The sequence below is a fragment of the Streptomyces sp. NPDC058326 genome (assembly GCF_042879855.1).
Classification (GTDB): Bacteria; Actinomycetota; Actinomycetes; order Streptomycetales; family Streptomycetaceae; genus Streptomyces.
Genome location: NZ_JBHVZO010000008.1, coordinates 144,423 through 163,002, shown reverse-complemented (window position 1 = coordinate 163,002; position 18,580 = coordinate 144,423). Strand labels below are relative to the sequence as shown.

14 protein-coding genes, 1 tRNA gene and 2 pseudogenes are annotated in these 18,580 nt (G+C 72.0%); 9 read left to right on the top strand and 8 right to left on the bottom strand.

The genetic code is table 11. From position 1 onward, the window contains the following. Position 1 precedes the first annotated feature (1 nt). The 5 genes and pseudogenes from ACFVYX_RS17435 to ACFVYX_RS17415 all read right to left on the bottom strand — a co-directional run bounded on the left by ACFVYX_RS17435 (position 2) and on the right by ACFVYX_RS17415 (position 4,454). Positions 2–586, bottom strand: coding sequence for a 50S ribosomal protein L25/general stress protein Ctc (locus tag ACFVYX_RS17435; protein WP_389682226.1), 585 nt, complete (start codon positions 584–586; stop codon positions 2–4). Between the two features lie 257 nt (positions 587–843). Beyond that, on the bottom strand, positions 844–1,818 hold the full coding sequence (locus ACFVYX_RS17430) for a ribose-phosphate diphosphokinase (protein WP_056649212.1): 975 nt from the start codon (positions 1,816–1,818) through the stop codon (positions 844–846). 121 nt (positions 1,819–1,939) lie between these two features. Then, complete coding sequence (glmU, locus tag ACFVYX_RS17425) at positions 1,940–3,385, bottom strand: bifunctional UDP-N-acetylglucosamine diphosphorylase/glucosamine-1-phosphate N-acetyltransferase GlmU (protein WP_389682225.1); 1,446 nt, start codon at positions 3,383–3,385, stop codon at positions 1,940–1,942. Between the two features lie 106 nt (positions 3,386–3,491). Continuing rightward, a tRNA-Gln gene (locus ACFVYX_RS17420) sits at positions 3,492–3,566 on the bottom strand. 29 nt (positions 3,567–3,595) lie between these two features. After that, a pseudogene (locus tag ACFVYX_RS17415) lies at positions 3,596–4,454 on the bottom strand (hypothetical protein). Between the two features lie 129 nt (positions 4,455–4,583). On the opposite strand from ACFVYX_RS17415, the gene ACFVYX_RS17410 reads away from it, so the two are divergent. Next, positions 4,584–5,900, top strand: coding sequence for a sensor histidine kinase (locus ACFVYX_RS17410; protein WP_389682224.1), 1,317 nt, complete (start codon positions 4,584–4,586; stop codon positions 5,898–5,900). Positions 5,901–6,034: 134 nt separating this feature from the next. Here the strand turns inward: ACFVYX_RS17410 and ACFVYX_RS17405 are convergent, their stop codons facing one another. Next, positions 6,035–6,526: an SUKH-3 domain-containing protein gene (locus ACFVYX_RS17405; protein WP_389682223.1), complete on the bottom strand. Its 492-nt coding sequence runs from the start codon at positions 6,524–6,526 to the stop codon at positions 6,035–6,037. An 11-nt stretch (positions 6,527–6,537) separates the two neighbouring features. Next, on the bottom strand, positions 6,538–7,050 hold the full coding sequence (locus tag ACFVYX_RS17400) for a YwqJ-related putative deaminase (RefSeq protein ID WP_389682222.1): 513 nt from the start codon (positions 7,048–7,050) through the stop codon (positions 6,538–6,540). A gap of 267 nt (positions 7,051–7,317) precedes the next feature. Between ACFVYX_RS17400 and ACFVYX_RS17395 the strand changes: the two genes are divergently transcribed. The 3 genes from ACFVYX_RS17395 to ACFVYX_RS17385 all read left to right on the top strand — a co-directional run bounded on the left by ACFVYX_RS17395 (position 7,318) and on the right by ACFVYX_RS17385 (position 12,084). Further along, positions 7,318–8,316 carry an SMI1/KNR4 family protein gene (locus ACFVYX_RS17395; protein ID WP_389682221.1) on the top strand — a complete coding sequence of 333 codons (999 nt, stop codon included), beginning with the start codon at positions 7,318–7,320 and terminating at the stop codon, positions 8,314–8,316. Positions 8,317–8,323: 7 nt separating this feature from the next. Next, on the top strand, positions 8,324–11,008 hold the full coding sequence (locus ACFVYX_RS17390; RefSeq protein ID WP_389682220.1) for an SUKH-4 family immunity protein: 2,685 nt from the start codon (positions 8,324–8,326) through the stop codon (positions 11,006–11,008). A gap of 140 nt (positions 11,009–11,148) precedes the next feature. Then, positions 11,149–12,084 carry a cellulose-binding protein gene (locus ACFVYX_RS17385; protein ID WP_389682219.1) on the top strand — a complete coding sequence of 312 codons (936 nt, stop codon included), beginning with the start codon at positions 11,149–11,151 and terminating at the stop codon, positions 12,082–12,084. A gap of 606 nt (positions 12,085–12,690) precedes the next feature. On the opposite strand, the gene ACFVYX_RS17380 is transcribed toward ACFVYX_RS17385, so the two are convergent. Next, the gene (locus tag ACFVYX_RS17380) at positions 12,691–13,263 is read right to left on the bottom strand and encodes a TetR/AcrR family transcriptional regulator (RefSeq protein ID WP_389682218.1); all 573 of its coding nucleotides are present in this window, start codon (positions 13,261–13,263) and stop codon (positions 12,691–12,693) included. Positions 13,264–13,374: 111 nt separating this feature from the next. On the opposite strand from ACFVYX_RS17380, the gene ACFVYX_RS17375 reads away from it, so the two are divergent. The 5 genes and pseudogenes from ACFVYX_RS17375 to ACFVYX_RS17355 all read left to right on the top strand — a co-directional run bounded on the left by ACFVYX_RS17375 (position 13,375) and on the right by ACFVYX_RS17355 (position 18,576). Beyond that, positions 13,375–14,274 carry an NAD(P)-dependent oxidoreductase gene (locus tag ACFVYX_RS17375; RefSeq protein WP_389682217.1) on the top strand — a complete coding sequence of 300 codons (900 nt, stop codon included), beginning with the start codon at positions 13,375–13,377 and terminating at the stop codon, positions 14,272–14,274. A gap of 104 nt (positions 14,275–14,378) precedes the next feature. Further along, a pseudogene (locus ACFVYX_RS17370) lies at positions 14,379–14,642 on the top strand (VOC family protein); the annotation flags it as partial. A 69-nt stretch (positions 14,643–14,711) separates the two neighbouring features. Next, entirely contained in the window at positions 14,712–16,982 is a 2,271-nt protein-coding gene (locus tag ACFVYX_RS17365; protein ID WP_389682216.1) for an FG-GAP repeat domain-containing protein, read from the top strand. A gap of 261 nt (positions 16,983–17,243) precedes the next feature. Beyond that, on the top strand, positions 17,244–17,780 hold the full coding sequence (locus ACFVYX_RS17360; RefSeq protein ID WP_389682215.1) for a VOC family protein: 537 nt from the start codon (positions 17,244–17,246) through the stop codon (positions 17,778–17,780). Further along, on the top strand, positions 17,773–18,576 hold the full coding sequence (locus ACFVYX_RS17355; protein ID WP_389682214.1) for a MerR family transcriptional regulator: 804 nt from the start codon (positions 17,773–17,775) through the stop codon (positions 18,574–18,576). Before ACFVYX_RS17360 ends, ACFVYX_RS17355 begins: the two co-directional genes overlap by 8 nt. The last annotated feature ends 4 nt before the right edge of the window (positions 18,577–18,580 follow it).

Sequence of the window (18,580 nt, the reverse complement as noted above, 5' to 3'; positions counted from 1 at the left end):
CTCAGGCCTCGGCACCCTCGGTGGCGGCCTCGGCGGCCGGCTCCTCGGCCTGGGCGGCCAGGATCTGGATGACGACGGCGTCGGGGTCGGTCACCAGGGTGGTGCCGGCCGGCAGCTCGACGTCCTTGGCGAGGATGGAGGCACCGGCCTCCAGGCCCTCGATGGAGACGGTGACGGAGGTCGGGATGTGCGTGGCCTCGGTCTCGACGGAAAGCGTGTTCAGCACGTTCTCGACCAGGAAGCTGCCCGGGGCCAGGTCACCCTCGGTCTCGACGACGACCTCGACGGTGACCTTCTCGCCACGACGCACGAGGAGCAGGTCGACGTGGATCAGGAAGCCCTTGATGGCGTCACGCTGGACGGCCTTCGGGATCGCCAGCTCGTTCTTGCCGTCGACGTCCAGGGACAGCAGGACGTTCGGCGTACGAAGCGCCAGGGCCAGGTCGTGGGCCGGGAGGGTGACGTGCGCCGGCTCCGAGCCGTGGCCGTAGACGACGGCGGGAACCTGGCCGTCACGGCGGATCGCACGGGCGGCGCCCTTGCCGAACTCGGTACGGACGGCAGCGGCGAGCTTGATCTCGGACATGGTGCACTCCTCGTAGAAAGGTGACGAAAAACGATGAAGAAGTGCCACCCGGCCACGACTGGCGATGGCCTGCTACGAAGAGCGCGTCGATAACGGACCGCCGTGACCCTGTACATCCGTACGGGTACGGCCTCCCTCGCCGAGCAACTACGGCAGTCTACCGGCCGACCCCCCTACCACCCAATTCGATCACCGAAACACGGCGGAGGGCCGCTCCCCCGAACGGGGAAACGGCCCTCCTGGGGTCACTCCGCGGCTCAGTGCTCCTCGAAGAGGCTCGTCACCGAACCGTCCTCGAAGACCTCGCGCACCGCACGCGCGATCGTCGGCGCGATCGAGAGCACCGTGATCTTGTCCAGCTCCAGGGCGCCCGGCACCGGCAGCGTGTCCGTGAACACGAACTCGCTGACCTTCGAGTTCTTCAGACGGTCGGCCGCCGGACCCGACAGGATGCCGTGCGTCGCCGTCACGATGACGTCCTCCGCACCGTGCGCGAACAGGGCGTCCGCGGCGGCGCAGATCGTGCCACCGGTGTCGACCATGTCGTCCACCAGGACACAGACGCGGCCCTTCACGTCACCGACGACCTCGTGCACGGTCACCTGGTTGGCGACGTCCTTGTCGCGACGCTTGTGCACGATCGCCAGCGGCGCGTCCAGACGGTCGCACCAGCGGTCGGCGACCCGCACGCGGCCCGCGTCGGGGGAGACGATCGTCAGCTTCGCGCGGTCGACCTTCGCACCCACGTAGTCCGCGAGCACCGGCAGCGCCGACAGGTGGTCCACCGGGCCGTCGAAGAAGCCCTGGATCTGGTCCGTGTGCAGGTCGACGGTGAGGATGCGGTCCGCACCCGCCGTCTCCAGCAGGTCCGCCACCAGGCGCGCCGAGATCGGCTCACGGCCGCGGTGCTTCTTGTCCTGACGGGCGTAGCCGTACGACGGGATGATCACCGTGATGCTCCGGGCCGAAGCCCGCTTCAGAGCATCGACCATGATCAGCTGCTCCATGATCCACTTGTTGATCGGAGCCGTGTGGCTCTGGATCAGGAAGCAGTCCGCGCCACGGGCCGACTCCTGGAAGCGGACGTAGATCTCACCGTTGGCGAAGTCGAACGCCTTGGTGGGAACGAGACCGACACCCAGCTGGTGTGCGACCTCCTCGGCCAGCTCGGGGTGGGCGCGGCCGGAGAAGAGCATCAGCTTCTTCTCGCCGGTCGTCTTGATCCCGGTCACAGCACTGTCTCCTCAGACGTGTTGTCTGGTCGCGAACCACGAGCTGTCGTGCGCGTGTGCGAGCCAGCCGAATTTGTGTGCACGTATCACGGTACGCCGAGTTCGACGTACCCGTTTCCGGTCAGCTTTCGCCGGCGGAGTCCTCAGAGGAGGCCTGAGCGGCCTGCGCGGCAGCGCTTCCGGGCCGCTTCCGGGCCACCCAACCCTCGATATTCCGCTGCTGGCCCCGGGCGACGGCCAGCGAACCGGCCGGTACGTCCTTCGTGATCACGGACCCGGCGGCGGTGTACGCGCCGTCCCCGATCGTGATGGGAGCCACAAACATGTTGTCCGAGCCGGTCCGGCAGTGGGAACCGATCGTGGTGTGGTGCTTCGTCTCGCCGTCGTAGTTCACGAAGACGCTCGCGGCGCCGATGTTCGTGTACTCGCCGATCGTCGCGTCACCCACGTACGACAGGTGCGGGACCTTCGTGCCCTCGCCGACCGTCGCGTTCTTCATCTCGACGTACGTGCCGGCCTTGGCCTTCTTGCCGAGGTTCGTCCCCGGACGGAGGTACGCGAACGGACCCACGGACGCGCTCTCGCCGATCACGGCGGAGTCCGCGACGGTGTTGTCCACGCGGGCGCCCTTCCCGACCGTGGTGTCCTTCAGGCGCGTGTTCGGGCCGACCTCTGCGTCCTCGCCGATGTGCGTGGCACCGAGCAGCTGCGTACCCGGCAGGATCACCGCGTCCGGCTCGAAGGTGACGGTCACGTCGACGAACACCGACGCCGGGTCGACGACGGTCACGCCGGCCAGCATGGCCCGCTCGATCAGCCGCTGGTTCAGCAGGCCCCGGGCCTCGGCGAGCTGCACCCGGTTGTTGATCCCGAGGATCTCCCGGTGGTCGCCGGCGACCGACGCGCCCACCCGGTGACCGGCCTCGCGCAGGATCGACAGCACGTCGGTGAGGTACTCCTCGCCCTGGCTGTTGTCCGTCCGCACCTTGCCGAGCGCGTCCGCGAGCAGCCGCCCGTCGAACGCGAACACGCCGGAGTTGATCTCCCGGATCGCGCGCTGCTCGCCCGAGGCGTCCTTGTGCTCGACGATCTCCGTCACGGCCCCGGACGCGTCCCGCACGATCCGCCCGTAACCGGTCGAGTCCGGCACCTCGGCGCTCAGCACGGTGACGGCGTTGCCGTCGGCCGCGTGGGTGTCCGCCAGGGCCCGCAGGGTCTCCCCGGACAGCAGCGGGGTGTCGCCGCAGACCACGACCACGGTCCCGTCGGGCGCCTGCCCGAGCTCCTCCAGGGCCATCCGCACCGCGTGCCCGGTGCCGTTCTGCTCCTCCTGGACGGCCGTACGGGTCCCGGCGTAGTGCTCCTCCAGGTGCCCCCGCACCTGCTCGCGGGCGTGCCCGACGACCACGACGAGATGCTCGGGCTCCAACTCCCGGGCGGCGGAGACGACATGCCCGACGAGCGAACGTCCGGCGATCTCGTGCAGGACCTTGGGGGTCTTCGACTTCATGCGGGTGCCCTCACCCGCTGCGAGGACGACGACGGCTGCCGGGCGATTGGCGCTCACGGGAATGCCCTTCGGCTTTGGGTGGTGGACGCACGAAGGATACCGGGGGGCAAGGGGGCGGACATGAGTGCGGGTCCTGACCGTGACGGCCAGGACCCGCAACGTGTGGCTCCCCTGCCAGGGCTCGAACCTGGAACAAATCATCCAAAGTGACCCGTGTTGCCGATTACACCACAGGGGATGGCATTCCTTGCCAAAACGGACAATTTGTCAGCCCGCCGGCTTGATGGCCCCCACTATGCCGTACCAGGACCCCTCGATGCGACGGTACAAGTGGCAGCCGGCGGACACCCGGATGATCAGGCATCCCCGATAGTCGGACCCGGTGTTCTTGCGGACGGTCTTCGGGTTGTGCTTCTTGAGCGTCGTCTTCTGTAGCTGCGACCTGGGGATGCCGACGAGCTCTGCCCAGTACTCCTCCGCTCCGCTCACGTCGGCGGATTCGTGGATCATCACCCGGAACCGGAGCCGCTCGCGTGGGATCTGCAAGAGGTCAAGCCAAGCGAGGTAGACGCCGATGACACCAGGGTCGCTGTTGATGAAGGCGACGGTTTCGTCGCGGCGGTAGGGCTTGCTCTTGGATCCTTCCGCCCAGTAGAGGGCCACTCCGGCAAGGAATAGCTCTCGATCACTGAGAGCCCCGACCGCCTCCCGTGCCTCGCGAATGGCTGCAGTACGTGCGGCCTCGCGGAGGGGGCCTTCGTGAGCCCATCGCTTCAGCGCGGCCTCCCTGCCCTGCTCGGCGGGTGTTCGGTGGTCCACCTTCGGCAGGTCCCTGACCCACAGCGAGATCGAGCTCTTCGAGCAGCCCAGCTCGACCTGGATCTGGTCGTACGTCCTGCCTTCCAGGCGCAGCTCCCTTGCGCGGGCGCGGAGGTCGTCCTTCGCGTTGGGGCGTTTCGTCCACTCCGGTGGGGGCTCGCCCTTCACCAGGCGGTGGAGGAGGTCGTTGTTGTAGACCTGCAGGCGGTCGCGGATCTGGCGGAGGCTGAGGCCCCTCGCGTCGGAGGGCGACGGCCTGTTTCTGGAGGCTCTCGAAGTCGGCGTACCGGCTCGTTTCGGCTGTCATACGAGCACCATCGTCCGGAATGCGGACGTCCGGGTCGAAAACTCTGGCGATTCAATAGTTCGAGGGACTGGTGTACGCAGGGTTGACGTTCCGTGCTGCGGTCGGGGCCTCGCCCGTAGGGTGGGTGGCATGACCGTAACGGGGGCAGACCGGGACGCTGGGGGCGTCCGGAGTTGGTTGTGGTGGGGGAGACGGCGGAGTGCCGTTCTCGATGTGGGGCTTGGGTTCGCGTCCGCGCTGGAGTGCGCGTTCGAGGGGATCGGGTTCGCCGAGAAGGCCGGGCTTCCCGTGCCCGTGGGGGTGCTGTTCGGGCTGGTCGTCGGGTCCGTGCTCGTCTTCCGGCGGCGGTGGCCCATCGCTGTCGTGCTCGTGTCGATCGCTGTCGCGCCCGCCGAGATGGGCTTCCTCATGGGGATCGTCGGGCTCTACTCGCTCGCCGCGTCCGAAGTGCCCCGGCGGATCACCGCCGTCCTGGCCGGCATGTCGACGGTGGCCGTGTTCGTCGTGACCGTGGTGCGGATGCGGCAGGACGTGGCCCAGGTCGACGACGGTCCGCGGGACATCGACCCGAGCGGCTGGTACGTGCCGGTCGTCTCGCTCTTCATGACGCTCGGGTTGAACGCGCCGCCGCTGCTCTTCGGCCTCTACATAGGAGCGCGGCGCCGGCTCATGGAGAGTCTGCGGGAGCGGGCGGACAGTCTGGAGCAGGAGCTGTCGCTGCTCGCGGACCGGGCGGAGCAGCGGGCGGAGTGGGCGCGGCGGGAGGAGCGGACGCGGATCGCGCGGGAGATGCACGACGTGGTGGCGCACCGGGTGTCGCTGATGGTGGTGCACGCGGCGGCGTTGCAGGCGGTGGCGTTGAAGGATCCGCAGAAGGCGGTGAGGAACGCGGCGCTCGTGGGGGACATGGGGCGGCAGGCGTTGACCGAGCTGCGGGAGATGTTGGGGGTGCTGCGGGAGGGGGCCGCTCCGGCGGCTCCGGCCGTGGTGCCGCTGGCCGCCGTCGGCAGGGCCGCCGCCGCCGCTGCCGAGGCGGCCGCCGACGACGGGCCGTGTCTGGACGCCCTTGAGGCCTTGTGCGAGCAGTCGCGGCTGGCGGGGGTGGTCGTGGATCTCGTGGTGTCGGGGGAGGTGCGGGCGTATCCGCCGGAGGTGGAGCGGACGGCGTACCGGGTGGTGCAGGAGGCGCTGACCAACGTCCACAAGCATGCGGCGGGTGCGAAGGTCGTGGTCAGGCTCGCGCATCGGGAGGCCGAGGTCGCGATGCAGGTGGAGAACGGCCCGTGTCCCTCGGACGCGGGTGCGGCGGACGTGCGGCTGCCGAGCGGTGGGAACGGTCTGGTGGGGATGCGGGAGCGGGTGCTGAGACTCGGGGGTGTGTTCGTGTCCGGGCCGACCGACGTCGGCGGGTTCAGGGTGTCGGCCGTGCTGCCCGACGGGTCCTAGGCACCCTGTCGTCCCCCTGCCCGCGACTCCTGGGCCGTGTCGTCCGCCTGTCCGTGACTCCTGGGCCCTGTCGTTCCCCTGCCCGCGACTCCTGGGTCCTGTCGTCCCCCTTGCCCGCGACGACAGGGCACGCCCTAGCCCGCCGTCAGGCGGGTCGGCTGGGCGCCGGTGACCAGGGTCGAGAGCGCGGCGTCGATGTCCTTGCCGAGGTACCAGTCGCCCGCGTGGTCGAGGCTGTAGACCCGGCCTTCGGCGTCCATGGCGAGGATCGCCTGGTGGTCGCCCTCCTCGCCGAGGGGGGCGAGTTCCGTCTCCAGGGCGCGGCCGAGGTCGGCGAGGGTGCGGGAGAGGTGGAGTCCGGCGAGGGGGTCGAAGCGTACGGCCGCGGGTGCTATCTGCCGCCCGTGGCCGGGTGCGGTGATGCGCAGGCCGCCGAATTCGGCCCAGGCCTCGACGGCGGCGGGGAAGACGCTGTGGCGGTGACCGGCGGGGGAGACGTGGGCGCGCAGGGTGTCGGCCCATTCTTCGGCGAGCTTGATGTCCCAGCGGCCGGGCTGCCAGCCGGCCTCGCGGAGGGCGGCGTCGACGTTGACGGGGAAGCGGGTGGTGCTGAGGTGGTCGGGCATGGGGTGTGGGGTCAGCCGTTCTCGACAGGCGTGGTGGGGTCGACGGCGCGGACGCCGAAGTGGGCGAGCATCGCCGTGCAGGAGCGGCAGGGGGCGGCGTAGCTGCCGTGGAGCGGGTCGCCGTCCTCGCGGATGCGCCGGGCGGTGATCTTGGCGTGTTTGAGGGAGCGGCGGGCCTCGCTGTGGGTCAGCGGTTTGCGCTGGGCGCGCTTGGAGCGTCCGTTGTCGGCGGCGGTGAGGTGCCGGGACAGCAGGATGGCTTCGGGGCAGCGTCCGGTGAAGCGTTCCCGCTGGCTGCTGGTGAGGGTGTCGAGGAAGTCCTGGACGAGGGCGTGCAGGGCGGGCGGGCGGTCGCCGCGGCCCGCGGTGCACGTGAGGGTCTCTCCGCGCACGGAGAGGGCGGCCCCGACCGTGGGAAGGATGCCGTCGCGGCGGTGACGCAGTAACGGCGCGCGGGTGGCCTCGGCGCTGCTGCTCCAGTTGAGGCGTGGGTCACCCTGAGTGGGCGTAGGTGCTGCGTGCATGGTTCTGGTCTTCCCCTCCTGCAATCCCCCGAGTTGCGGGGACAGCCTGCCAAATAGGGAGCCATATGGGGAAGCTGGGGCGGCGAAACGGGGCTTCGGTGTGTCGGAATCATGGTGCGCCTGTCATGGGGTCGTGACACTTGGTGACCGCCGGATCGGGCCGGTTCGGGCCCTTGTGGCAGCGCATAGGCTGTGCGGCATCAGTCAGGAGCAGCCAGCGGCTGCGCGTAGTAGCAGTCAGCGACGCCAGTGCAGGGGGCAACCGCCATGACGACAGGTCGGCTCGGGCAGGACACCGCGCCACCGAACGCGGCCTATGCCGGGCAGGTCGTGCACTTCCCGGACCCGGTCCGTGCCTCCCGTCACCCGAGAGGGGTGCGGGTGGACGAGTTCGGTCATCCGGATTTCTCGCCGTACGCGCGTGCGGCGGCGGAGATCGCGGATCCGCCGGAGGGTTTCGGTGTCGACGAGCTGCGGCTGACGGACTACGTGTCGGCGAACGCGGCGATGGCGGCGACGGGGCATGAGCTGTGGGACACCATTCCGGCGGTGGCGACGCCGCACGGCTGGACGTGGCACCACGTGGCGCGCAGTCGCCGGATGGAGCTGGTCCCGGTCGAGGTGAAGGCGCTGCTGCGTCATCACGGCGGAGTGGCGACGGCCGCTGTCGATCACGGGAAGCGGGGTACGCGTCCGCTGCAGGAGACGCGGCCGGTGCACTTCGGGCTGCCGAAGGGTCTGGTGTCGGTGTCGGAGCAGCAGCTCCAGGGGGTCGAGGAGGACCTGGGGTACCGGCTGCCGGGGGCGTACCGCTCGTTCCTGAAGGCGGCGGGTGGCTGCGCTCCGGTGGGTGCGGCGCTGGACGCGGAGCTGGGGCTCCTCGTCGACCAGCCGTTCTTCACGGTGCGGGAGGAGGCGGGTGTCAATGACCTCGTCTATGTCAACAAGTGTCTGCGTGACCATCTGACGAAGGACTATCTGGGCGTCGCGTTCGTCCAGGGCGGTCTGATCGCGCTGAAGGTGCGGGGTGAGGCGGTCGGTTCGGTGTGGTTCTGCGCGTACGACGACGCCCGGGACTCCGGTGAGGTGGCGGCGGGCTGGTCGGTGGCCGAGCGGGTGGAGCGTCTGCTGCTGCCCTGTGGTGCGGACTTCGACGCGTTTCTGCAGCGTCTCGCGGGCAATCCGCCGGAGCTGGAGACGGTGGCGAACCTGATGGTGGACGGTGGCTTCGCGCGTGCGGTGCCCGTGGTCCAGGTGGGGGAGTGAGTGGGCTGTGGTGACGTTCGCGCAGGCGCAGGAGCGCGCCGAGGAGTGGATCAACGGCGATCTGCCGTCGTATCAGCACCGTGAGGTGCGGGTGCGGGAGTTCGAGCTGGGGTTCGTGGTGTGGGCGGAGGACCGCGAGGGCGGTCCGACGTCGGACGGCGGGCGTCAGCGGCTGGTGATCGCCCGGGACAGTGGTGAGGCGACGCTGTGGCCGGGACTGCCGGTGGGTGAGGTGATCCGGCGGTACGAGGAGGAGTACGGGGCGGCGGAGGACGTTCCGGCGCAGGCGGCCGTTCCGGCGGCCCGGATCGATCTGAACCAGACGTCGTTCCTGCTGAGTCCGCCGGAGTGGCTGCAGGACGCGGCGGACAAGATCGGTCTGCCGAAGCAGCCGAACGCGTCGCAGGAGAGCGGGAGTTCGTCGCCTCCGGCGGATGACGCCTCGGATCCGGTGGGTGCGGTGGCGGGGCCTTCGGCCTCGGTGGCTTCGTCGTCGTCGGGGTCCGGGTCCTTCCCTTCGGCGGCCGCGCCGGCGCCGGCTTCCGCCGTCGCGTACGAGCCGACGGCGATGGACGGGGTTCCGGCGGAGACGCCCGCGGCTCCGGTGGCCGCCGCGCCGGTCGCGCCTCCGGCCCCGGCGGCGGTCCCGGCTCCGGCGGCGCCCGCGCCCGTTCCCGCCTCCGCGTCTGATGCGGCGCCCGCGCCTGTTCCCGCCTCCGCGTCTGACGCGCCGCCCGCGCCCTCGTCCCCGTCCGGGGGGAGTCCGTGGGTCGACGCGAACGCGAGTTCCGGTGGTGCGGACGGCGCCGTGCCGTTGCCCGCGACCGTCTTCGCGCCGGCGCTTTCGGGTACGGACGACGAGGACGCCCCGCCTCCGCAGGTGGGTGCCGACGCGCCGACGGCCCTGATGAAGGGGGGCAGCGCGCTGCCCCCGACCGCCATCGCGCCCCGGCTCGACCCGGCCGCGCCGCCGCCGGGCGGCGCCCCGGCGGCCCCGCCCGTCCCGCCCGCGCCGCCCGGCCCTCCGACGCCCGTGCCCCCGCAGGCCGGCCCGCCCTCTCAGGGGGGCGGCTCTGCCGGTCTGAGCGGTCCTGGCATGCCGCCGCCTGCGCCCGCGCCGTCGGGGCCGGGTGCCGGGGACATCGCGGACGCCGCGACCAGCAAGGCCGCTCTGCCGCCGAAGAGCGGGCGCGGCCCGGCGGCGCCGCCTCCACCGCCGGGAGCCCCCGGGGTTCCGGGTGTTCCCGGTGCGCCGGGTACGCCGGGCGCCTCGTCGGGTGCCGCTGCGTACCTCCCCACGCAGCTGGTGTCGCAGCTCGGGCCCGACGGGCCCCAGTCGCCCGCGCCGCCCGGTCCGCCGCCCGCTCCGGCGCCGCCCGGTCCGGTGACGCCGCCTCAGCCCGTGCACCACGCCGCGACGATGCTGGCGCACCCGGGCCAGGGCGGTCCTGGCGCGCCTCCGCCGCCCCCGCCGCCGCCGGGTGTGCCCGGTACGCCCGCGGGCGGTATCGCGCACGCCGCGACGATGCTGGCGCACCCGGGTCCGGGTGGCCCTTCGGCGCCGCAGCCTCCGGGCCCGCCGGCTCCTCCGCCGCCGGTGCACGGCGGGCAGACGCCTCCGCCCCCGCACGGCGGGCACACGCCTCCGCCGGTGCACGGGGGGCAGGCGCCGCCGCCCGCGCCCGTACCTCCGGCGTACGGCTATCCGCACCCGGCGGGGCAGCCGACGGTCGGTCCCGGCTACCAGGCGGTGCTGCGCTATCGCGCGCCCGACGGTTCCGAGGCGCAGATCATCCGGCGTTCGGCGCCGGGCACCCCGCACCCGGAGTGGCAGATCCTGCACGAGCTGCGCGCGATGAACGTGCCGCCGCAGCAGGTCCTCGAACTGCACACGGAGCTGGAGTCCTGTGAGCTGCCGGGCGGTTACTGCGCGCGGATGATCCGGGAGACCTGGCCGCAGGCGCGGATCACCAGCATCGCCCCGTACGGTCGTGATCACGCGGGCCGGCAGCAGGGCATGCGGCAACTTCTCACTCATCAGGGTGAGTTGCACCAGGTCGCTGACGGTCCCGCGCGGCCCGCCCCGGTACGGGCGCCGCTGCCGCAGGTGCAGCCGGCGCCGCCGGTCCCGCCGGAGGCGATCGCGCAGGAGCTGGCCGGGGCGTTCGGTCCGGGCGTCCTCCGCTTCGACCAGCGCGCGGTGTCCCGTCAGGGCGTGCCGGAGCTGGTGGCGCGCACGCTGGTGTGGGCGGGTCTGCCGGCGGACTTCGGGCCGTTCTTCTGGGCGCAGCCGGCCGTGCCGGTCGTGCCGACGCTGGCGGAGCTGGCGGCGCAGCGGCAGGTTCCGGCCGCGCCGGACGCGGGCTCGTACCTGGTGCTCGGTTCGGACTTCGGGCGGGCGCTGTGTGTCCAGTACGGAACCGCGCACATCGTGGCGGTGCCGGTGGAGGCCGGTCCCGGCGGGCAGTCGGTGCCGCCGCAGTTCGTGAACACCGGGCTGCCGGAGTTCACCCGTGCGATGGCACTGCTCGGCCGGATGTGGCGGCTGCGGTTCGGGCTCAACCCGGAGCAGGCGGGCCGCTGGACGGTCGATTTCCAGGCGCAGTTGGCGATCCTCGACCCGGCGGCTCTGTCGTCGCCGGAGAACTGGTGGTCGGTGCTCCTGGAGCAGATGTGGGACGGCCTGCTGTAAGAGGAGGGGCAGGGGTTTCCCTCTGACACCGTTGGACAGAATGTGATGAATGGCGCTCGACGTGTGTGCACGTTGGGCGCCTTTTGTCCGTTCTGATGAAGCATCCTGGACGTTCGGGTCACAGGGAAGGGGCGTCAGGGATGAGTTTCGCCGTCGGACGGGGGCGCGGTTACCGCCCCGAGCAGGTCGACCGCTACCTGGCGGCGCTCGCCGAGGACCGCGACGGGGCCTGGGAGCGGGCCGCGCGGCTCACCGTCCTGGAGAAGGAGATGGAGGCCGAGGCCGCCCGGCTGCGTGAGGCCGTCGAGGCACTCGCGCCGCAGCGGTACGAGTCGCTGAGCGACCGCGCGCGGAAGATTCTCCAGCTCGCCGAGCTGGAGGACGAGACGCTCGTACGGGCCGCGGAGGCCGAGGCGCAGTCCCTCGCGGAGGCGGCCGAGGAGGCGGGCCGGGCGGCGGCGGAGGCGGCGCGGACGTACGCGGAGGGCGTCCGGGAGGCGGCCGAGGCGGCCGCCCGCGCGACCCTGGAGGCGGCGCGGGCGCGGGCCGAGGAGCTGACGGCGGACGCGACCCGCGAGGCGGAGGAGCTGACGGCGGCGGCGCGGGATGTCTTCGAGGAGACCGAACGGCGCGCGGCGGAGCTCCTGGCGGAGCAGGACGCCGGACAGAAGGCCGTACGGGACGAGGCCGAGCGGGAGGAGCAGGGCCGGGCGGCGGCCCTGGAGGCCCGCCACCAGGAACTGTTCGCCCGCGCGGAGGGCCGGCTCGCGGAGGCCCAGAAGTCCCTGGCGAAGACGGAGGAGCAGGCCCGTCACGGCCAGGAGGACGCGGAGGCGCGCGCGGGCGAACTGCTCGCCGGGGCGCGGCTGAAGGCGGAACGGACGGAGCGCGAGACGGAGCGGGTGCTGCGGGAGCACGAGGAGGCGCGGGACGAGATCCACGGGCACATGGAGCACATCCGCAACTCCCTGGCGGCCTTGACGGGCCGCCCGCCCGCCTCCGAGCCGGATCACCCTGAGGGCGCGAAGGCGACGCCGGAGGGCTCGGAGGAGCCGGACGGTCCGGAGCGCGAGTAGGGGCCGGGCCACCCGAGTCCTCAGGAGCTTCGCCTGTGGCGGTTGCCCCCTACCTCACTGTCGCCAGCCACGGCCGCGGTGAGAACGACACCGAGCGCATGCTTCCGCTGGGTACGGTGCACGGGCCGGTCGCGCCCTTGGGCTCTCGGGGACCGGCGCGACCACCCATCAGCCGAATGCTCCCCGACAAGTCGCCAGGTTCGGTCGCTCGATGCCAGGCCCACATCAGGGGTGATGCGAGGGGGACGGCTGCTTCATAGGGCTCGGCGGTCTTGTCGTGGCGGGTGGCGATCCCACGCCCCCGCTTCGACCGGGTGAAGCACCGTTCCCTGACGTGATCTTGCTGGTCAGTCCGCCTCCGGACCGGCCGAGCGCCCGGCCGCGGAGGCCCCTGTCGCTCGGGCGGGTCCCGCCAGGCGATCCCGGTGCGGAACTTCCGCACGATCTGCCTCGTCGGCGCGCACGGGCAGGGCCTCGGTGACGGCCGGTGCGAACAGCGCCGCGGCGGCCTCGCTCACGTCGTCGACGCGATGTACGGCGGGTGTCGTCCCGGTCACCTCGCGAGCAATCCGGTCGCTGCGGTCGCCGACTCGGGCAGGCCCGGCCCTACACCTCGTGCGAGCGGATCAGGCGGGCGAGTTGCCGGCCCACCGCCCGCAGGGGTTCCTCGCTGCGGTTGACCTGGGCGGTGACTTCCGCGCCTTCCAGGGCGGAGATGACGGTGCTCGCCAGTTCCCGGGCGCTCTGGGCGGGGAAGCCGCAGCGCAGCAGCTTGTCGTGGACCAACTGCTCCCAGCCGCGCAGTGCGTCGGCGCAGGTCTGCTGGATCTCCGACTCGGTGCCGAGCGTCTCCAGGGCCGCCGCCGTGACCGGGCAGCCGTCGATCCAGCCCGACTCGCGCAGTTCGTCGGCGAGTCGCCGGGCGCAGGCCGTCACCGCCTCGGCCGCGTCGTCGTCACTGTCAAGCGCCTCCCGCAGGAGCGTGGCGAACTCCTCGGCGCCGTGCTTGATCGCGGCGACGGCGACGGCCTCCTTGCCGCCCGGGAAGAAGTGGTAGACGGACCCGAGGGTGGCCTGCGACTCCTGGGCGATCTGTTTGATTCCCGTGCCCACGTAGCCCTGCCGCTGCAGGAGGCGTGAGGCGGCGACGACGATCCGGTCCCGAGTGGTGGTCTGCATGGAGACACCGTACCGCGCATTGGGTAGAGCGTTCGTTCTAGAGCTGTGCTACGTTCTCCCCACGCACTAAATAGAGCGCTCGTTTTAGCGAGCGGGAGTGGAGATCTCGTCATGAACAGCAACAGCAACAGCAACAGCAACAGCCGGTCCGTCACCGTCATCGGCCTCGGCCCCATGGGTCAGGCCATGGCCGGCGCCTTCCTCGACAGCGGTTACGACGTCACCGTCTGGAACCGCACCGCGTCCCGCGCGGACGCCCTGGTCGCGCGGGGGGCGGTGCTCGCTCCGAGCGTGAAGGAGGCCCTCGCCTCCAATGAGCTGGTGGTCCTCAGCCTCACGGACTACGACGCCGTGTACGCCACGCTCGGGCCCGCCGAGGCCGCACTGTCCGGCCGGACCCTGGTGAACCTCAGCTCGGACACGCCGGAGAAGGCCCGGGCGGCGGCCCGCTGGGCGGCCGAGCGGGGCGCCGTCCAGCTGACCGGCGGCGTCACCGTCCCGCCCTCCGGGATCGGCCAGGCCGAATCGTCGACCTTCTACAGCGGCCCGCGTCAGGTCTTCGACCGGCACCGCCCCGCGCTCGAAGTCATCACGGGGCGGACCGACCACCGGGGCGAGGACCCCGGGCTCGCCGCGCTCATGTACCAGATCGGCATGGTCATGTTCTGGACCTCCATGCTGAGCTACTGGCAGGCCATCGCCCTGGCCGACGCCAACGGGCTGACGGCGGCGGACATCCTGCCGCACGCCGTGGAGACCGCGAACTCGCTGCCCGGGTTCTTCTCCTTCTACGCCGAGCGCATCGACGCCGGCCGGCACGCCGGCGACGTGGACCGCCTCGCCATGGGGATGGCCAGCGTCGAGCACGTCCTGCACACCAACGCGGACGCGGGAGTCGACACCGTGCTTCCGGCCGCGGTCGTCGAGCTCTTCCGGCGCGGCATGGACGCCGGCCATGCCGCGGACAGCTTCTCCTCTCTGCTGGAGTCGATGAAGAAGACCGACGCGTGACAGCGGACGGAACTGGCGGGCATCGACGACACACGGCTGTCGGTGCCCTCCCGTAGGCTCCGGCCGTTCCGGTCCGACGGACGGGCCACCCGAACGCCGCAGCCGATGCCCTCGGCGGCCACGCCGGCTCCGGGCCCCGCCAGGACGCCCCCTGGGGGGTGTCTTGTCGATCAGGCCGGGCTCGCCAGGACACCCCCCAGCGGCTGCACCTCGACGTCGCCGTCGACGACCTGGACGAGGCGGCGGCCCGGCTCGTCGAGTGGGGCGCGACCGTACCCGCCGTCCAGCCGCTCCCTGACCTGGGGCGGGTCCTCCTGGACCCGGCGGGGCACCCGTTCTGCCTGACGGTCCCGCGCGGCAGCGCGTAACACGGGGCGGTGGCGGCCGGACGCCGCCCGTCCGCTAATCTCCCGATTTCCAGGGGAGGGAACACCTACTTGAACCACGCACGTACGCGCGGCCGCCGTCTCGCGGCCGCCGCCGTCACCATCGTCCTCGCCGCCACGGGCGGCACGCTCACCGCGCTCCCGGCCACGGCAGCCGTGCCGGCCGCGACGCAGCAGGACCAGCAGCAGACCACCGTGCCGTTCCCGCGCAACGCGGACGTCGTCGGCGCGGGCCCCAGCGGCTTCCTGTCGAAGACCCGCACCACCACGCCCGAGTTCCGGTGGACCTGGTACGCGGACGGGTCGTCGATCGTGCTGCCCGGGGCCACCACCGCCGCAGCCGGCGGTTCGGACCTCGTCGTCACCGTCGACCGGTCCGCCCCGGTCGCCGGCCGGGTGGTGCGTGTCTACGACCTGTCGACGCCCGCCACCGCCGCCGTGGCCCCGCAGGAGGTGGACCTCGAAGCGCTGGGCGACGGCTACTTCTTCGAAGGCCTGGCCGGAAACACCTTGCTTCTCGGGCAGTACACGGTCGGCGAGAGCGTGCGGCAGTACGCCGTCACGCTCGACGGCGGCACCCCGAAGCCCAGATTGCTGTTCTACAATTCCGAGATCGAGTGCCATGAGGGCGGGGACGGCTGGACCGACACCGCCTCCGCGCTCTACGACTGCAGCATCGGCTCGTCACGGATGCCCGCCAAGATCTCCGTCGATCTCGCCTCGGGAGCATCCGCCTGGCACCTCCAGGAGGAGGGCCAGTGGGCTTATGACGGCGCTGTGTCCGCCACGCACGTGGCCTGGCGCGAGGCGCGGACGGGGGGCGACGGGATCGTCGCCCTCAAGCGCGGCGGCGGGGCGACGCGCAAGTGGCTCCCGGACGACGTGGGCAAGGTGCAGGACCCGCTGTACCTGGTGGGCAGCTGGATGGCGTCCGGCCAGAAGGCCCACATCGACGCCTCCGCCTCTGACGGCGTGGCCCCCGCCACGGTGCGGCCGTTCACCCTCCAGTCGGTCGAGACCGGGGAGAAGTCCGTCGCACTCACCGCGTTCTCCTCGGCCGTCGCCGGCCCCGGCGGCTCGCTCCTGGTACGCGGCGGCACCCCCGAGCACGGGGAGGGCCTCTACCGGTTCTCGCCCCGCGCCGACGGCGGCCGGCCGGACGTGGAACTGGTCGCTTCCACGGGCCAGGTGACCACCCTGACCCTCACCACCGGCTCCACCGTCCCGAAGACGCTCTCCGCCGACCAGCTCGCGGGCGGGCTCGACTTCAGCTGGGACCTGTCCCGGGGGGACACGTACGTACGGGTCAGTCTGAAGCACGTCCGCAGCGGGCAGTCGTTCGCGCAGGAGTGGCCCGCCGGTGACACGGGCCCGCGTCGGATCGACTGGCACTGGGACGGCAAGGACCCGGAGCGCCCGGTCGGGGTGCTGAGCCCGGCCCGTGCGGGCGAGTACGAGTGGGAGATCACGGCCACGCCGGACGAAGGCATCGGGGCGCCGCAGAAGCGCTCCGGCCGGTTCACCGTGACCCGGCCCCCCGCGCCCCACGACTTCGACAGCGACGGCACCGCCGATCTCCTGACCCGGGAGGTCAACGGCGACCTGTGGGAGTTCGGCACCCAGCCCGTCGCGGTGGGCGGGTCCGTCGAGCTCGTGGGCGGGACACGGGTCGGCGGCGGCTGGCAGATCTACGACCGGCTGGAGACCGCCGGGAACATCGCGGGCACGACCGCGCCCGACGTCCTCGCGCGGGACAGCTCCGGCGTCCTCTGGCTCTACCAGGGCACCGGCGACCGGGACAAGCCGTTCTCCGGCCGCACCCGCATCGGTGGCGGCTGGCAGACGTACGACCGGATCGCAGCCGGCAGCGACGTCACCGGCGACGGCCGTCCCGACGCCCTCGCCACCGACAAGACCGGCGTGCTCTGGCTCTACCCCGGCACCGGGAACACCAGCACCCCCTTCGCCGCCCGCAAGCGGATCGGCGGCGGCTGGGGCATCTACAACGAGCTCGCCGCCGTCGGCAACCTCGCCGGAGGCCCCGCCGGTGACCTCCTCGCCCGGGACAGGGCCGGTGTCCTCTGGCTGTACCTCGGCAAGGGCGACGGCACCTTCGCCGCCCGCACCCGGATCGGTGCCGGCTGGGGCGGCTTCACCGACCTCGTCGGCGTCGGGGACGCCAACGGCGACGGTCACGCCGACCTGATCGCCTCGGTCGGCGGCGCCACTTTCTACGCCGGTACGGGCAACTGGAAGTCCCCCCTCAAGGGCGGCGTGAAGACCGACATCACGAGCGGGCTCCGGTACAACACGGCCTTCTAGGCGAGCGCGCACTCCGCCCACACCGTCTTTCCCCGGCGCCCCGAGCCCCGGCCCCGGCGGTCGGCGAGCGACTCGACGATCGGCAACCCCCGGCCCCCGTCCGCCACTTCAGGACGGGGGCCGGGGGGCTGTCCGGGCCGGTGCGGTACGCGTTCGGCCCGGGTGCCGCTCACCTCGCCTCGGCCCGCGCGGCCGACCGGTGCCAACCGCCCCGGAATCCAGCTTGACCCTCACGCCGCGTGAGGCCGGAGGGTAGGGCGCATGAGTGACTACTACAACGCGTTCGAGACGAGTCCCGTACCCACTCCCGGCCCGGACGCGATGCCGCCGGAGCTGTTCCGCGGCATCTACGGAATGCCCGCGTTCGTGACGATCCCCACGCGCGATCTGGCGGCGTCGGTGGACTTCTGGGTGCGCGGGCTCGGGTTCTTCGAGCTGTTCAGCATCCCCGGCACGCTCGTGCATCTGCGCCGGTGGGCCTTTCAGGACGTGCTTCTCGTCTCGGAGGGGAGCGTTCCGGAGCAGGCTCCGACGATGAGCGTCAGTTTCGCGTGCGTGCTCAGCCAGGTCGACTCCCTCGTCGAGGCCTGCCGTGCGCTGCGCCCGGACTCGGTCGACGGTCCACGGGACACGCCCTGGAACACCCGCGATGTGGAGGTGATCACCCCCGAGAACGCACGAGTCGTCCTCACTGCGGCGAAGCCCTTCGATCCGGCAAGCCAGGAGGCGCGGAACCTCGCGGCCATCGGGATCAACCTCCCGGATGCCGTTCGCGGGGACAATGGGGAGCATGTCTGATGTCACCGACGCCGATGGCCTGACCGTCGGTGAGGTCTCGGCGCGTCTGGGAGTGACCGTCCGCGCGCTGCACCACTGGGACGAGATCGGCCTGGCGCGTCCGTCGCTCCGCACGGCTGCCGGATACCGGCTCTACACCGCTGGTGATCTGGAACGCCTGCACCGCGTCGTCGTCTACCGCGAGATCGGTCTCGGCCTGGACAGGATCCGGGAGATCCTGGACGACTCGACCCTGGACGTGCCGGGCGCGTTGCGCGCGCAGCGCATCCAGGTCGCCGAACGGATCGACCGCCTCCAGCAGCTCGGCGTGGGACTGGACCGGATGATCGCCGCCCACGAGCGCGGCCTGCTGCTGACCGTCGAGCAGCAGGCCGCGATCTTCGGCCCCCACTGGGACCCGGACGGGCCCGCCCAGGCCCGTCAGCGTTACGGAGACACGGCGCAATGGCGGCAGTACGCCGAGCGCTCCGCCTCTCGCGGTCCGGAGGAGTGGCAGGCCGTCGCCGACGCCATGACCGGCCTCGACCGCGCACTCGGGGAGGCGATGGACGCCGGCGTCGCGCCGGGCAGCGCGGAGGCGAGTCGGCTCGTCGACCGGCACCGCGAGGTCTTCGCCTCGTACTTTCCCCTCACCCGGCAGATGCAGGTCTGTCTCGGCCGCATGTACGAGTCCGACGAGGGATTCGCCGCCCACTACGACGGCATCCGCTCCGGCCTTGCCGCGTGGCTCCGTCGCATCATCGACGCCGACGCACGCGCGCACGGCATCGACCCCGATACCGCGACCTGGCAGTAGGGCG